Origin of the sequence: Photobacterium sp. S4TG1 (genome assembly GCF_036040035.1) — a bacterium.
Lineage (GTDB): Bacteria > Pseudomonadota > Gammaproteobacteria > Enterobacterales > Vibrionaceae > Photobacterium.
Map to the genome: position 1 here is coordinate 17,959 of NZ_JAYXUH010000020.1, position 14,626 is coordinate 32,584.

General features: G+C 41.6%; 16 protein-coding genes. 12 read left to right on the forward strand and 4 right to left on the reverse strand.

Going from position 1 to position 14,626, the window contains the following annotated elements; genetic code table 11:
- Positions 1–12 precede the first annotated feature (12 nt).
- From recF to dnaA, 3 genes are read right to left on the reverse strand one after another with little or no spacing between them, the layout of a single operon-like run.
- Positions 13–1,095, reverse strand: a complete 1,083-nt coding sequence (gene recF / locus VXS03_RS17620) for a DNA replication/repair protein RecF (RefSeq protein ID WP_327765190.1) — start codon at positions 1,093–1,095, stop codon at positions 13–15.
- Positions 1,096–1,097: 2 nt separating this feature from the next.
- On the reverse strand, positions 1,098–2,198 hold the full coding sequence (gene dnaN / locus VXS03_RS17625) for a DNA polymerase III subunit beta (RefSeq protein WP_327765191.1): 1,101 nt from the start codon (positions 2,196–2,198) through the stop codon (positions 1,098–1,100).
- 1 nt (position 2,199) lies between these two features.
- Entirely contained in the window at positions 2,200–3,597 is a 1,398-nt protein-coding gene (gene dnaA / locus VXS03_RS17630; protein WP_327765192.1) for a chromosomal replication initiator protein DnaA, read from the reverse strand.
- A 476-nt stretch (positions 3,598–4,073) separates the two neighbouring features.
- On the opposite strand from dnaA, the gene VXS03_RS17635 reads away from it, so the two are divergent.
- From VXS03_RS17635 to mnmE, 8 genes are all read left to right on the forward strand, one after another.
- Positions 4,074–4,829 carry an amino acid ABC transporter substrate-binding protein gene (locus tag VXS03_RS17635; protein ID WP_327765193.1) on the forward strand — a complete coding sequence of 252 codons (756 nt, stop codon included), beginning with the start codon at positions 4,074–4,076 and terminating at the stop codon, positions 4,827–4,829.
- An 83-nt stretch (positions 4,830–4,912) separates the two neighbouring features.
- The gene (locus tag VXS03_RS17640) at positions 4,913–5,584 is read left to right on the forward strand and encodes an amino acid ABC transporter permease (protein ID WP_327765194.1); all 672 of its coding nucleotides are present in this window, start codon (positions 4,913–4,915) and stop codon (positions 5,582–5,584) included.
- The gene (locus tag VXS03_RS17645; RefSeq protein WP_327765195.1) at positions 5,581–6,318 is read left to right on the forward strand and encodes an amino acid ABC transporter ATP-binding protein; all 738 of its coding nucleotides are present in this window, start codon (positions 5,581–5,583) and stop codon (positions 6,316–6,318) included. The genes VXS03_RS17640 and VXS03_RS17645 overlap by 4 nt, the downstream gene beginning before the upstream one ends.
- A 183-nt stretch (positions 6,319–6,501) precedes the next feature.
- Entirely contained in the window at positions 6,502–6,636 is a 135-nt protein-coding gene (gene rpmH, locus VXS03_RS17650) for a 50S ribosomal protein L34 (RefSeq protein WP_006233350.1), read from the forward strand.
- A 15-nt stretch (positions 6,637–6,651) separates the two neighbouring features.
- Positions 6,652–7,008 (forward strand): ribonuclease P protein component, encoded by a 357-nt coding sequence (gene rnpA, locus VXS03_RS17655; protein WP_080159045.1) that lies wholly within the window; start codon positions 6,652–6,654, stop codon positions 7,006–7,008.
- Complete coding sequence (gene yidD, locus VXS03_RS17660; RefSeq protein ID WP_080159046.1) at positions 6,975–7,232, forward strand: membrane protein insertion efficiency factor YidD; 258 nt, start codon at positions 6,975–6,977, stop codon at positions 7,230–7,232. The genes rnpA and yidD overlap by 34 nt, the downstream gene beginning before the upstream one ends.
- Before the next feature lie 2 nt (positions 7,233–7,234).
- On the forward strand, positions 7,235–8,875 hold the full coding sequence (gene yidC, locus VXS03_RS17665; protein ID WP_327765196.1) for a membrane protein insertase YidC: 1,641 nt from the start codon (positions 7,235–7,237) through the stop codon (positions 8,873–8,875).
- Between the two features lie 116 nt (positions 8,876–8,991).
- The gene (mnmE, locus tag VXS03_RS17670) at positions 8,992–10,359 is read left to right on the forward strand and encodes a tRNA uridine-5-carboxymethylaminomethyl(34) synthesis GTPase MnmE (RefSeq protein ID WP_327765197.1); all 1,368 of its coding nucleotides are present in this window, start codon (positions 8,992–8,994) and stop codon (positions 10,357–10,359) included.
- Between the two features lie 75 nt (positions 10,360–10,434).
- Here mnmE and VXS03_RS17675 read toward each other — a convergent pair whose 3' ends face one another.
- Complete coding sequence (locus VXS03_RS17675) at positions 10,435–10,974, reverse strand: cobalamin adenosyltransferase (RefSeq protein WP_327765198.1); 540 nt, start codon at positions 10,972–10,974, stop codon at positions 10,435–10,437.
- Positions 10,975–11,114: 140 nt separating this feature from the next.
- Here VXS03_RS17675 and VXS03_RS17680 point away from each other — a divergent pair, with 140 nt between their 5' ends.
- From VXS03_RS17680 to mioC, 4 genes are all read left to right on the forward strand, one after another.
- A complete protein-coding gene (locus VXS03_RS17680) occupies positions 11,115–12,032 on the forward strand; it encodes an ABC transporter substrate-binding protein (RefSeq protein WP_327765199.1) in 918 nt (305 codons plus the stop codon).
- A complete protein-coding gene (locus VXS03_RS17685; RefSeq protein WP_327765200.1) occupies positions 12,010–13,050 on the forward strand; it encodes a FecCD family ABC transporter permease in 1,041 nt (346 codons plus the stop codon). Before VXS03_RS17680 ends, VXS03_RS17685 begins: the two co-directional genes overlap by 23 nt.
- Positions 13,047–13,814, forward strand: a complete 768-nt coding sequence (locus VXS03_RS17690; protein ID WP_327765201.1) for an ABC transporter ATP-binding protein — start codon at positions 13,047–13,049, stop codon at positions 13,812–13,814. The genes VXS03_RS17685 and VXS03_RS17690 overlap by 4 nt, the downstream gene beginning before the upstream one ends.
- 353 nt (positions 13,815–14,167) lie before the next feature.
- Positions 14,168–14,614 carry an FMN-binding protein MioC gene (mioC, locus tag VXS03_RS17695; protein WP_327765202.1) on the forward strand — a complete coding sequence of 149 codons (447 nt, stop codon included), beginning with the start codon at positions 14,168–14,170 and terminating at the stop codon, positions 14,612–14,614.
- The last annotated feature ends 12 nt before the right edge of the window (positions 14,615–14,626 follow it).

Here is a 14,626-nt window from a genome sequence, read left to right on the forward strand (position 1 = left end):
GTTACTCTCGCTTTAATTATCCTGTGTTATCTTACCGTGTTCAACCATGAACAACTTACCATTTTCATCAAGCATATCAACCACTTGCTCGCGACTAATAGCACTAATGAACACTTGGGCGTTAGTTTCCTTTAATCGCTGCGCAAGCAACGCTCGCCTATGGCTATCCAATTCGGAAGCAAAATCATCAATTAGGTAAATACACTGTTTGCCGGTGGCCTCAGTAAGATGTAGGCCTTGCGCTAAACGCAACGCACACACCATTAACTTTAGCTGACCGCGGGACAAAACGTCCTCAACCGGTGTTCCAGCAACTTTAATCCGTAAATCAGCCTTATGGGGCCCACTTACGGTATAGCCAAGCTGACAGTCACGTTCGAAATTACGTTGCAGCAGCTCAGCATACGGTGTCTCTTTTTCCCAGCCACGATAAAAACCGAGCTGGATTTCAAATTCAGGTAGGAACACCTGACATATTTCAGCCGCTTTAATTTTTACGGCAGTAATGTACTCTTGACGCCACACACTGATTTGTTCAGCAAGTAATGCTAACTCTTGATCCCAATAACTGAGTTCACGGTAGCTTCGTGCTTGCTTTAATAATGCATTACGTTGTTTCGTCAAACGTTTTAAGCGGCTCCATGCATTATAGAACTTTGGTTCAACATGAAACACACCCCAATCAATAAAAGCCCGTCGAAATTTAGGTCCGCCAATTAATAAATCGAACCCTTCAGGAGTAATTAACTGAAGTGGCAAAATTTGCGCCAGCTGAGCGAGCTTTTGATTGCCCTCTCCACCAATTTTAACTTCAGTACTGCCATCGCGCTGTTTACTGATCCCCACCGGTAAAGTGAGGTCATTATTATCGGTTACTCGACCATGAATAAATAACTGTTGCTGTTCATGGCGAATCACACGACTGGTTAAATGGCTGCGGAATGAACGTCCGTGCCCTAAATAATGAATTGCTTCAAGGACACTGGTTTTACCGCTGCCATTGGCACCAACTAAAAAATTAAACCCACTGGCTAACGCAATATCACACTGGGCTATATTGCGAAAATCCTGCACCAATAATCGAGTAAGTGCCATAATTACAATCTAATTGGCATTACTACATACATAGCTTCATCATTGGTTGCATCTTCAATTAATGACGGTGCATTGGCATCTGATAATGACAACCGTACTTGATCACATTTAAGTGTATTCAATACATCAAGTACATAACTAACGTTGAAACCAATCTCTAAGCTGTCACCTTCATAATCAACATCAAGAAACTCTTCTGCTTCTTCCTGTTCAGGGTTGTTAGCCGTGATCCGCATTTCACCGTTGGACAAGCCAACTCTAACACCCCGGAATTTTTCATTAGATAAAATAGCCGCTCGCGCAAATGCTTTACGCATCTCATCACAATTTGCTTCCACAAATTTGGTGCTATTTTGGGGCATTACACGACGATAATCAGGGAAGCGGCCATCAACTAGCTTTGAGGTAAACACAAAATTACCCACTGTCGCGCGTAAATTTGAATGACCAATTTGAATATTGACTAAGGCTTCAGGGTTATCAAACAACCGCACCAATTCAAGTACCCCTTTACGCGGCACAATAATTTGCTTGGTTGGTAAATCATGACCTGTATCAATCGCACACACCGCCATACGGTGACCATCAGTTGCAACCGAGCGTAAATGTTGAACATCGGTTTCAAATAACATCCCGTTAAGGTAGTAACGCACATCTTGATTAGCCATTGAAAATTGAGTGCTATCAATCAGCTGACGCATGCGCCCCTGTTCAATAGTAAACTCAACTTCGCTTTGCCAATCTTCAATATTTGGAAAATCAGCCGCTGGTAATGTCGTTAACGTGTAACGACTACGACCAGAGCGAATTAATACTCGATCACCTTCATAGATAACTGCAATAGTGGCACTATCGGGTAAGCCACGACAAATATCTAAAAATTTACGTGACGGTACAGTTACAGCACCCGCTTCAAAATCGCCTTCTAACGCAACCTTAGCAATGAGCTCCACTTCAAGATCGGTACCTGTCATTGACAGACACCCATTCTCAACTTGCAGTAAAATATTGCCTAGAATAGGTAAAGATGGACGACCACCTAAAGCACCAGTCACCTGTTGCAAAGGTTTTAATAAATGTTCACGTTCAACAGTAAATTTCATATTAAGACGACAACGTTCTAATTAAGTTTGAATAATCTTCTTTAATATCGTGGCTTTCTTCACGTAGCTGCTCAATCTTACGACAAGCATGGAGTACGGTCGTATGATCACGACCGCCAAAAGCATCGCCAATCTCAGGAAGACTGTGGTTTGTCAGTTCTTTTGCTAACGCCATCGCCATCTGACGAGGACGCGCAACGCTACGAGAGCGACGTTTAGACAGCATATCAGCCATCTTGATTTTATAATATTCTGCAACCGTCTTTTGAATGTTATCAATCGTCACTAATTTTTCTTGCAGCGCTAATAAATCACGCAGTGCTTCACGCACAAAATCAATCGTGATCGCGCGACCAGTAAAGTTAGCATTGGCAATCACACGATTCAACGCACCTTCTAATTCACGCACATTGGAACGTAAACGCTTTGCAATAAAGAATGCCACTTCATCTGCCAGACGAATATTATGATCTTCGGCCTTCTTCATTAAAATAGCAACGCGGGTTTCTAGCTCTGGCGGCTCAATAGCAACCGTCAGCCCCCAACCAAAACGTGACTTTAAGCGATCTTCAACCCCATTAATTTCACGAGGATAGCGATCCGAGGTCAAAATAATTTGTTGGTTACCCTCTAATAGTGCATTAAAGGTATGAAAAAATTCTTCTTGAGAACGTTCTTTATTAGCAAAAAATTGAATGTCATCAATCAAAAGAGCATCAACACTACGGTAATAACGCTTAAATTCTTCAATGGCATTGTTTTGTAGCGCTTTCACCATATCTTGCACAAAACGCTCAGAGTGCATGTACACCACTTTGGCATTGGGTTTACGATTAGCAATCGCATTACCCACCGCATGCAGTAAGTGCGTTTTACCCAAACCTGTACCGCCATATAAAAATAACGGATTGTAAGCCGCGCCTGGGTTATCAGATACCTGACGACAAGCGGCAAGGCCAAGTTGGTTTGACTTACCTTCCACAAAATTATTGAAATTATGTTTAGGGTTTACATTTGAACGATAGCCACCAGGAGACTCCGTTTGTACCGGAGACGGTGCTGGCTCGTAATGCACAGGTTCAGGTTCAGTGCGCGGTCTTGATTGCGGCAAAGTAAAAACCGGCGGCGCAACAGGTTGAGGTGGCGCAACAACAGGTTTGCTTCCCACTTCAAAACGCAGACTCGGAACATCAGTGCCACAAAATTCATTAAGCAGACGATTGATATTATTAAGGTATTTATCACGCACCCAATCTAATACAAATCGATTAGGGGCAAATAATGTCAATGTATGATCATTTAATTCAGCCTGAAGCGGACGCAGCCACATACTGAATTCTGTCGCAGGGAGTTCTTCCTGAAGGCGTTGAAGGCACTGCAACCATAGCGAAGATGACAAGGTAGACTCCACACTGAATAAACAAAATACAAAAAGGAAGATAATTTTATACTCGCTGAACAAGGATCGCCAGTAAAGAGATCCCAGATCCAGTGAATAAGATCGAACTTATGCACATAGATCTCACAATAAAATGCAAGATCAGCACAATTTAACCCACCTTTACCCACAGCTATATTAACACACCTGCCACAAAGATAAGTCTTTCATTGCCCGTTTAATGCTGTTTTTACTCGAAAATGACCATTATATCATCAGCCATTATCATCCACAGGGAAAACCTACCGCTGTGGGTAACCTTTTATGACAATCAGCCCCCTTTTATGTGCCGTAAAAAGCATAATATCAGCTCACAATATGTCGGTAGCCAAACAAATGGTTATTTCAAATAACTGTTAATTATTATCTTTATGATTAAATATCGAGGTAGGATGTTTTCACCAAATAAAGCCCTATCAAGTTAAGGAAAATACCGAATGAAAAACTGGATAAAAACATTCGTGATCGCAAGTACGCTATTTGCTAGTACAACCACCAGTGTTATGGCTGCAACCACAGTAAAAGTGGGCATGTCAGGTCGTTATTTCCCTTTTACTTTTGTTAGCCAAGATAAGCTACAAGGGTTTGAAGTTGATCTTTGGAATGCCATTGGTAAACGCAATGACTATAACGTTGAATTTGTTACTGCCAGTTTCTCTGGTTTATTTGGCCAATTAGAAACAGGCCGTATCGATACTATTTCTAACCAAATTTCTATCACGCCAGCACGCCAAGCCAAATTTTTATTTAGTCAACCTTATGTGATTGATGGCGCGCAATTAGTAGTAAGAAAAGGCAATACCACAATTCATTCAATCGCGGACTTAAATGGCAAAACAGTTGGGGTTAACCTTGGTTCAAACTACGAGCAATTACTGCGTAACTTACCCAATGCCAATGATATTGATATCAAAACCTATGATAGTGGTATTGAACAAGATGTCGCTCTAGGACGTACCGATGCCTTTGTGATGGATCGTCTATCATCAGTCGCGATTATCACCAGTAAACCATTACCACTTCAGTTAGCTGGTAAACCTTTTGCAACCATTGAAAATGCATGGCCATTTTTAAATAACGCTAAAGGCAAATTATTGCAACAACAGGTAAATGAAGCCTTAGCTGCAATGCGTAAAGATGGCACCCTTACTGCAATATCAAACAAGTGGTTTCATACCGATATCACCCAATAATTCATCGTTTCACCATCACAAATCATATTGTGGTGGTGAATTTATTAATACCGCTTGCATAGCCAGTACTACGGATCACCATTATGGGTTTTGATTTTAATTATATGTTGTCGTTGATACCTATTTTGTTGAAATATCTGCCAACGACATTATCTATGGCTGCTCTTGGGGCTATTTTTTCGCTAATACTGGGCTTAATTCTCGCTTTAATTCGTATTTATAAGCTCCCTCTTCTCAACCCTTTAACACAGCTTTATATTAGTTTTTTTCGTGGAACCCCATTACTAGTACAACTATTTTTACTCTACTATGGCTTGCCACAAGTGATGCCAGGCTTAGTTGGACTGGACGCTTTTAGTGCGGCGGTAATTGGCCTTAGCCTCCATTTTGCAGCCTACATGGCAGAAAGTATTCGAGCCGCAATTATTGGTGTCGACCGTAGCCAACGTGAAGCCAGCCTCGCTATTGGCATGACTGAATGGCAAACCATGCGGCGTATTATATTGCCGCAAGCCACTCGTATCGCATTGCCATCATTAATGAATTATTTTATTGATATGATTAAATCAACGTCACTCGCCTTTACTTTAGGTGTGCCAGAAATCATGGCAAAAGCACAAATGGAAGCCTCATCAAGTTTTAAATTCTTTGAAGCGTTTCTTGCCGTCGCATTTATATACTGGGCTGTAGTGATAGTGCTTACTCGCTTACAACAATTAGCAGAAACACGGTTAGATAGGGCTTACGTACGATGATTAATATAAATAAACTGACTAAACGTTTTGGCGAACAGACGATTTTTAGCGATCTCGATCTCACCATTAAGAAAGGTGAAATTGTGGCGATCATTGGTCCATCAGGCACCGGAAAATCAACATTTTTACGGTGCTTAAATTATCTTGAAAATGCCAATAGTGGCACCATCACCATCAATGATGCGACGGTTGAGTGCCTACAACCTAAAAAAAATGACATTTTAGCCCTACGACGCCAAACCGGATTTGTGTTTCAAAATTACGCTTTATTTAATCATCTGACAGCACAACAAAATATTAGTGAAGGCTTACGTGTCGTTAAGGGCCTCAACAAACAACAAGCCCAGCAACGGGCGCTCAATATTTTGGCAGATATTGGCTTAGCTGATAAAGCTGACAACTACCCCGCCTCTCTCTCAGGAGGTCAACAGCAGCGAGTGGGTATTGGTCGTGCAATGGCATTAGATGCAGAATTACTTTTACTCGATGAGCCCACATCAGCACTGGATCCATTGTGGGTCAATGAAGTGCTAAATTTGATCAAAAAATTGGCAAAGCAACAACAAACAATGTTGATCGTCACTCATGAATTACAATTTGCGCGTGAAGTCGCCGACAGAGTGATCTTCATGGCCGACGGTCAATTTGTAGAGCAAGGGCCACCAGAACAGATCTTTAATCATCCTAACGATCCACGACTAAAGGCTTTTTTAACTCAAATAGGGATCCAATAAGGATCCTTGAACTTCGCGCTATAAAACGTATAATGCAGCGCCCGTCATTAGATGTGGGTATAATTATTGACTCTTTGTTAGTCAGTGATTACAATTCCGCCTCTTTGTTCGTGGTAATTGTCCAATTATGGCCAATTACATCTAACAAACTTAAAAACTGATCAGTTAATTTAAGGTAAAACCATGAAACGCACATTCCAACCTTCTGTTCTTAAGCGTAAGCGTAGTCACGGCTTCCGTGCTCGTATGGCAACTAAGAACGGTCGTGCAACAATCAATGCACGTCGCGCTAAAGGCCGTAAGCGTCTTTCTAAGTAATCATCGACGATTATTTTGAATAAGTTCGCTTTTTCTCGGGAGTTACGTTTGTTAACTCCCGAACATTATAAAACTGTCTTCCAGCAAGCTCATCGTGCTGGCTCTCCCCACTTGACTATTCTTGCCCGTTCTAACGAACTCGACCACCCCCGTCTCGGTCTGGCTGTTCCAAAAAAACAGATTAAAACTGCTGTCGACAGAAACCGTTTCAAACGCGTTGTTCGCGAAAGTTTCCGTTTAAAACAACATCAGCTTCCAGCTTGCGACTTCGTAGTCATTGCCAAGAAATCAGCCAATGGGTTGAGTAACGAAGAACTATTTACGTTGTTAGATAAGTTATGGCATCGCCTGTCTCGCCCGTCGCGTGGCTAGTCGTAAGACTAGTCCGCTTTTACCAACTGGCAATCAGTCCTCTTCTTGGACCACGCTGTCGGTTCACCCCTACATGTTCTCAATATGCGATCGAAGCTGTAAAAACGCATGGAGCGCGAAAAGGTTGTTGGTTAGCGGCGAAACGTCTATTAAAATGTCACCCTTTAAATGACGGTGGTTACGACCCCGTTCCGCCAACCAAGCATAACGACAGAGAACATTAACCATGGGTTCCCAACGTAATATTCTGTTAATTGCCCTACTGTTTGTCTCATTCTTGCTATTTCAACAATGGCATGGCGACAAAAACCAGCAACCAACGAAGCCGGGTGTAGAGCAACAAGTCAATAACAATAGTGGTATTCCATCACACTCAAGTGATAATCAACCGCTGGCTGACCAGAAAACTTCAACTAACTTAATTACCATTAAAACGGATGTACTGGAATTAACAGTCGACACGCTTGGTGGTGATGTAATCAATGCAAAACTACTAAAATACGACAATACCCTAGATTCTAAAGACCCATTTGTTTTATTAAGTGACACTGATGGCCGCGATTACATTGCGCAATCAGGCTTAATCGGTACCAATGGTTCTGATTCACAAACACATGGTCGTGCACAATATGCGGTAACGGCGAAAAACTTCGTTATGGCACCAGATCAAAACGAACTACGTGTACCAATGACATTCACTCGTGATGGCATTAGTTACATCAAAACGTTCGTTTTCAAGCGTAACAATTATGCGGTTAATGTTGACTACACTGTCGACAACAAAACAGACAAGCCTGCAACAGTACAAATGTATGCACAGCTTCGTCACCGCCTAGAAAGCAAAACTGGCGGCGGTATTCAAGGCATGGCAATGCACACCTACAACGGTGCTGCATACTCAGCTAACGATACTAAATACACAAAATACAGTTTTGATGACATCAAAGAGAAGAACCTTAACCAGTCAGCGAATGACGGCTGGGTTGCGATTATGGAGAACTACTTCGTATCAGCATGGATCCCTCGTGATGGTGCAGATCAGACATCTCAAGTCTACAGTAGCGATAACAACGGTGTAGGTTACATCGGCGTTCGTATGCCATTAGAGACTGTTGCTCCTGGTCAAACAAAAGAAATTAAAGCAACACTATGGCTTGGTCCTAAGTTGCAAAAAGAAATGGCAGCAACAGCCGCTAACCTAAACCTAACGGTTGATTATGGTTGGTTATGGTTCATTGCTAGTCCACTGCATAAATTGCTTTCTTTCATTCACGGTATTGTAGGTAACTGGGGTGTTGCAATCATCATCCTAACGCTAATTGTTCGTGGTGCTATGTACCCACTAACAAAAGCGCAGTACACCTCAATGGCGAAAATGCGCATGCTACAGCCAAAAATTCAGGCAATGCGTGAGCGTTTAGGTGATGACCGTCAACGTCAAAGCCAAGAAATGATGGAGCTGTACAAAAAAGAGAAAGTAAACCCACTTGGTGGTTGTTTACCTATCATGCTACAGATGCCAATTTTCATCGCACTGTACTGGGCACTAATGGGATCAGTTGAATTGCGTCATGCGCCATTCTTCGGTTGGATTACGGATCTGTCAGCACAAGACCCGTACTACATCCTGCCTGTTCTTATGGGTGTATCAATGTTCCTTATTCAAAAGAACAGCCCATCAACAGTAACGGATCCAATGCAGCAGAAGATCATGACCTTTATGCCGGTTATGTTTACTTTCTTCTTCCTATGGTTCCCTTCTGGTCTAGTGCTTTACTGGCTAGTATCAAACGTTGTGACCCTGATTCAACAAACCATTATTTTCCGCGCGTTGGAGAAAAAAGGTTTACACAGCAAAGCTAAATAAGCTGTCCCTGTGAATGAAAGGCGGCCTTAGGGTCGCCTTTTTTTATGGGGCAGATTAGGCGTAAGCCCTCACAGTGGTTTACAATCATCAAGTCATTTTCAAGCAAAGCCAAGGTTATGAATCAACATATCGATACTATCGTTGCACAAGCAACACCACCGGGCCGTGGCGGCGTCGGCATCATTCGCGTTTCAGGTCCTAAAGCGAAAGAAGTAGCCCTTGCCGTTGCTGGTCGTGAGTTAAAAACCCGTTACGCTGAATACCTGCCATTTAAAAATGAAGATGGAACTGCGCTTGATCAGGGGATCGCACTATTTTTTAAAGGCCCCAATTCATTTACGGGTGAAGATGTATTAGAGCTACAAGGCCACGGTGGTCCAGTATTAATGGATATGATGATTCGTCGTATTCTTAATATTGATGGTATTCGTCCAGCGCGTCCTGGTGAGTTCTCTGAACGTGCCTTTATGAACGACAAGCTTGATTTAGCCCAAGCAGAAGCCATTGCTGATTTAATTGATGCCAGCTCAGAAGAAGCAGCAAAAAGTGCCTTTAAATCACTGCAAGGCGTATTCTCAAACAAGGTCAATGAATTAGTCGAAGCTTTAATTCATTTACGTATTTTTGTCGAAGCTGCGATTGATTTTCCTGAAGAAGAAATTGATTTTCTGTCTGACGGCAAAGTCAGTGGTGATCTCAACAACATCATGGATCGCTTGGCCGATGTACGTAAACAAGCCAACCAAGGCGCAATCATGCGCGAAGGCATGAAGGTAGTGATTGCTGGTCGTCCTAATGCTGGTAAATCAAGCCTATTAAATGCCTTATCCGGTAAAGACAGCGCCATTGTGACCGATATCGCAGGTACAACCCGTGATGTATTACGTGAACACATTCACATTGATGGCATGCCATTACACATTATTGATACCGCGGGTTTACGTGAAGCAACCGATGAAGTAGAACGAATTGGTATTGAGCGCGCATGGGCTGAAATTGAACATGCCGATCGCGTATTATTCATGGTAGATAGCACCACTACCGATGCCACCGATCCTAAAGATATCTGGCCTGATTTTATTGAACGCTTACCTGCAAATATGGGCTTAACCGTTATTCGTAATAAAGCCGAGCTAACCCATGAAGTAACCGGCATCAATGAAACAAACAATTCAACGGTTATTCGTCTCTCAGCGCGCACAGGCGACGGTGTGGACGACTTACGTGAACATTTAAAGCAATGTATGGGATTTGCAGGTACAACGGAAGGTGGCTTTATGGCGCGTCGTCGTCACTTAGATGCCCTTGAACGTGCAGCTGAACATTTAGTGATTGGTAAAGAACAATTAGAAGGCTTTATGGCTGGCGAAATTCTGGCTGAAGAATTACGGTTAGCTCAACAGCATTTAAGTGAGATCACAGGCGAGTTTACATCGGATGACTTATTAGGCCGTATCTTTACTTCGTTCTGTATTGGTAAGTAAACACTAACATTGCGCTCGCATTGATGGTTCTGCTACAAAAACGCCACATATTGTTGATATGTGGCGTTTTTATTATTATTTAGCTTCGGGTTTAGGGTAATTTATACTGATATATTCCGGCTCTTCAATCCCTGTCTGCTGATTAAGCACTCGCGTTAGAGCAAAAAAGTAATTCACTAACAAATTACTGAATCGCGGTAATGTTTCAGGTATTTTTTTACCTACCGCATCGACGTTAACTAATTGGCGCACCACCTTCTTTGACAGACTACGACATTGATGTAACTGCACCACAGCACCAATTCCTCGAGGCAATACAAAGCGCTTATTACTGTCGATGACTTGATCACGAAAATAATGATAATCCGCTTTCAACTTAATAATATCTGCTTCAAAGATACCGCATTTACCGCGAATAGAACCATTAAGGTGAAAAATACGAGGTTGTAACCATGATAAAGATCGTCGCACTTCATCATCTTGCAGTTGTGAAATGGCTAACCCCACATACGTGCATAATTCATCAGTGAGAATTTCAAAATCACATAACGGGGAATCTTCAAAGATAAAGGGATAAGCAAGCTCATCAATATCACCCGAAAATTTTAATACCATAGCGGTGTTATTCCTTATCAAATAAGCGTAATTCTAACAGAAGACGACCATTGACAGCGCTCAAAAAATCACTAACTATGTGCGCAAAATTTGCTTGCCAAGGATGAGGTAAGCTCACTATTAGCAGCATATGGAAAATTATGTACTCACGACTTAAAAATTTATTTTTTATAGGCTGCCTATGCACGAGCACAGCCTGTTTAAGTGCACAGACCTCATATCCAATCACCGTCACCGATGCCAGTCAGCACCCACTGACATTAACCACGATACCGACACAAGTTGACTCTAAAAGTATGTTTAGTGATCAGGTGTTAATGGCACTGTTACCCTTAAAAAATATCACCAGTTTAAGTCGTTTAAGTAAGGACCCGACTTATTCAATCATTGCCGATAAAATTCCAGATACCCTACCATTACGAGATTTAAACGTAGAACGTATCATTGCAGAACGTCCTGATTTAGTGCTGGTGGCCAGTTGGAGTGATGGACCGAAAATTGCTCAATTACGCGCAGCTGGTATCAATGTTTTTGTTATTAAAACTGTTTATAGCCTTAAAAATATTGAAAAAAATATTTTATTAGTCGGAAAACTCGTCAATAAAAATGCAGCAGCAGCCGCACTCGTTGAGAAAATGAACGCCAGACTTAAACAACAGGTTATTGTTCCACAGCAAAAGTTAACAGCACTGGAATACACACCATGGGGAGCATCAAGTAATCAAAACTCCACGATTAATACAATTATCAAACATGCTCAGCTGAATAATGTCATAGCCAATACCCATGGTGATAAGTTTGGCCAAGTCCCAATAGCAAAAGAACAACTGTTAGCACTTAACCCTGATGTTATTATTATTCCAGGTAAAGATAATAGTGGTTTTAGACAACAGTTATTACACGATCCTGCGCTGCAAACATTAACCGCCATTCGTGATCGACGAGTGATTAGCTTACCGCACTCACTCCGTTCAACCGATAGCCAATATATTGCCGATGCTATCATCTACCTTAATCATAAGGTTTATCAGTCTCATGTTCGCCCATCAATACATTAAGCCATTACAAGGTGTATTAGCCGTTACCGCATTACTGGTACTGCTAATGCTTTATTTAAGCCTTGGATCCGTTGCTATTCCTATGCATGATATTGTTGCCATGCTAGTCAGTTATATTCATGGTGGAGAATCCTTAGCTCAACAACAACACCCTTTAGCCTCCGCTATTATTCTACAGATTCGTTTGCCTCGAGCTTGTGCTGCAATATTAGCTGGAAGTGCCTTGGCATTAGCGGGGGCATGCAGCCAAGGGCTATTTAGGAATCCCCTCGCGAGCCCAGATATATTAGGTATTAGCGCTGGCAGTAGTTTTGCGGCAGTAGTCGCGATTGTCAGTGGCTTAACCGTTGTCAATCCTGCGCTATTACCGCTTGTGACCGCTATCGGCGCATTAACAACAGCAACAATCGTCTATTTAATTGCTCGTCAAACTCAACAACACGGCTTGTTCATTATTTTAGCGGGACTCGCCGTATCAAGTTTATTAGGTGGGTTAACCATGGGCGTATTGTTAACCGCTCAACAATATGAAGTGAGTGAGTTTGTATTCTGGACCATGGGAGGATTAGACGCTCGTACATGGCAACAATTATTATGGCCAACCCCCATCATTATAATGGCTGCTTGGTTTTTATTACGCCACGGTCAAACCCTAAATTTACTGGCTTTAGGGGAGCAAAATGCCCATGGAATGGGAATCAATGTTCAGCGCAGTCGCCGAATATTATTATTGTTAACCACTATTCTTACCGCAATGGCTATTGCAGTGGCAGGTCCTATCGGTTTTATTGGATTAATAGTACCGCATTTAGCACGGTTACTAATAGGACCGAATAATCGTATTTTATTACCGTTTTCAGCCTTATTCGGTGCGATGTTCTTGTTAGCATGTGATCTTATTGCTCGCACTGTCATAGCGCCCAATGAATTAAAAACAGGCATTATCACGGCAGTTATTGGTGGGATCTATTTTATTATTCTACTTATACGCAGCCAATATAAAGGATTACAATCATGATCCCATCACTGGTAGTCAACCAATTAAGTTACGACCAAGGATCACAACCACTATTAAATGATATTAATTTTACGATTAATCCCGGTGAATTAGTGGGAATTATCGGCCCCAATGGCGCCGGGAAAAGTACGTTATTAAAATGCTTAAGCGGGTTTATTACCCCTAAAAGTGGCGATATTTCACTCTTTGAACGTCCTCTTGACAGCTACAGTCATCAACAACGGGCACATCATTTAAGTTATTTACCTCAACATACTGAACCCGCATTTGGCTTTGTGGTTCAAGATATTATTCATTATGGTCAGCATCAATCATCATTAATATCAAAACAGGAAATAACCAATATTATTAATCAGTTAGAAATAAAACCTTTATTGAAGCGCGCGATAAACCAACTCTCAGGAGGTGAACAACAACGAGTGCATTTTGCACGATTATTAATTCAAAATGCCGCTATCATGCTGCTTGATGAACCAACAGCCAGCCTTGATATTGGTCATGAATCACTATTACTCAATATTTTAAGCCACCATTGCCAACAAGGGAAAAGTGCACTAGTAGCCATTCATAATCTTAATACAGCTATCACATTTTGCGATCGTTTATTATTGCTTGAACAAGGCCAACAAATTGCCTTTGATACCCCTCAAAACGTATTAACATCCTTTCAAATAAATGCTCTTTATCACCATCACGTCAGTGTTATCCCCCATCCAACCACCCAAAAACTGATTATTTTACCCCGCAGAAATAAGATCATTTAATTAGCGCGATCAGTATGATGATCGCATTAATTAAAGATCATAAGCTTGTGCAAACAATAAGGGGATCATGTGGGTAAGATCATTAACAAAGGCCAAGCACCTTTTGCCTTTCATTGCCACGATGATCATCTTAACCACTATAAACCTTCATTTTTTCGTATAAATACCCACATTTTTTCCCTGTTTCATCCCCATTCAAAGCTGGTGGATAAAAAAAATACCTTGTCAGTGAATAAAAATGGCCACATATGCCATAAAGGCTATCTTTATAGGGTTTGATCTCAGTACAATCTCTGGCTAGAACTCATCGTTTCATATCGATGATCCCATCTAACACCAATCAGAGGACAATTATGTCAACTATTACACTGATCACAGGTAGCACTCTTGGTGGTGCTGAATATGTCGCCGATCATTTAGCTGATTTGCTCACAGCACAAGGTCATCAAACCGATATCACTAACCAACCTCAATTTGATCAATTAAACCAAGACACTATTTGGCTTATTATTTGTTCAACCCATGGGGCTGGTGATTATCCAGATAACTTTATTGCCTTTGCAAATGCTCTTGCTGATCAGAACCCCACTCTTGATCAGCTAAAATTTGCCGTTATTGGGCTTGGCGATAGTAATTACGATACTTTCTGTGCTGCAGGTAAAAATATTCAAGCACGCTTACTCTCATTAGGTGCAACGCAGCTTGGTGAACGACTTGATATTGATGTTTCAATGACACCAGTGCCTGAAGATGCCGCTGAAATATGGTTTGAAGAGTGGCAAAATTTATTAAATGATTAAAAAGTGGTCAAT